A 1,282-nucleotide genomic window follows, 5' to 3' on the forward strand; every position below is an offset into this window, starting at 1 on the left:
CTATTATTACTGTTGACGATTGGGTCGAAAGTCAAGCTCGCTTGGCTGACCGTTTAGACATTGACGTTTGGGCTGCGGTGGTCGGTGGGAGTCTAGGCGGTATGCAGGCTTTGGCGTGGTCGCTCAATTATCCCGAGCGTTTGAAACATGCGGTGGTTATTGCCTCAACACCTAAGCTGACTGCTCAAAATATTGCTTTTAATGAAATCTCTCGTAAAGCGATTACCTCTGACCCCGATTTTCATCAAGGTCACTATTACAGCCAAGATACCATACCGTCGAAAGGCTTGATGCTCGCTCGTATGATTGGTCATGTGACCTATCTGTCTGACGCCTCAATGGGTGAAAAGTTTGGTAGGGATCTAAAGGAAGAAGCCTTCAACTTTGGCTATGATGTTGAGTTTGAAGTCGAGAGCTACCTAAACTATCAAGGTGAGCGCTTCTCAAAAACCTTTGATGCCAATACTTATTTATTAATGACACGGGCTTTGGATTACTTTGACCCGGCTGAAAAAACAGAAGGTTCTCTTGAGAAAGCACTAGGCAAAGCCCAGTGTGGCTATTTTGTTGTTTCCTTTAGTACAGACTGGCGCTTTTCTCCCGAGCGTTCAGAGCGTTTGGTTGAAGCTATGACTAAAGCAGGTAAACGTGTCTGTTATGCAGAGGTAGACTCAGAATATGGACATGATGCGTTTTTAATTCCAACGGAGCGCTATATGGCTATCTTCTCAGCTTATATGAAGCGTATTGCTGAGGAGATAAAATAATGCGTGCCGACCTGAGACTGATAGAACCCTGGGTGAAAGAAAGCAGCCGTGTGCTCGATTTAGGTTGTGGTGATGGCACTTTACTGGCGCACTTACAGCAGGAAAAGAAGGTCCTTGGATATGGGCTAGAGATTGCGTCAGAGCAGATAACCCGATGCATTGAGAAGGGAGTTAATGTTATAGAGCATGATCTGGACAAAAGAGGCCTGTCTCAATTTGCCGATCAGCAGTTTGATACGGTGATTATGACGCAAGCTCTACAGGCAGTCCGGCGTCCGGATGTGATGCTTGATGAAATGATGCGTCTCGGAAATCAGGGAATTGTTACCTTTCCAAATTTTGGCTATTGGCGTTGCCGCCATTACCTTTTGTGGAATGGCAAAATGCCGATGTCGAAAACTTTGCCGCATACCTGGTATAACACACCGAACATCCACCTCTGCACCTTTAAGGACTTTGAAGCGCTTTGTGTTCAAAAAGGTATCAAGATCCTGAACCGCGAAGTGGTGGATGCA

The 1,282-nt window shown here is 45.8% G+C and carries 2 protein-coding genes; both read left to right on the plus strand.

Features of this window, described 5'->3' with window-relative positions:
* Window positions 1–767 (plus strand): homoserine O-acetyltransferase (locus A3729_RS27555; protein ID WP_068634495.1); only part of this gene is annotated, 767 nt, incomplete at its 5' end.
* The coding region (gene metW / locus A3729_RS27560) for a methionine biosynthesis protein MetW (protein WP_068634496.1) at window positions 767–1,282 on the plus strand (516 nt) is incomplete at its 3' end. The genes A3729_RS27555 and metW, both read left to right, overlap by 1 nt.

The sequence above is a fragment of the Oleiphilus sp. HI0043 genome, from assembly GCF_001634935.1.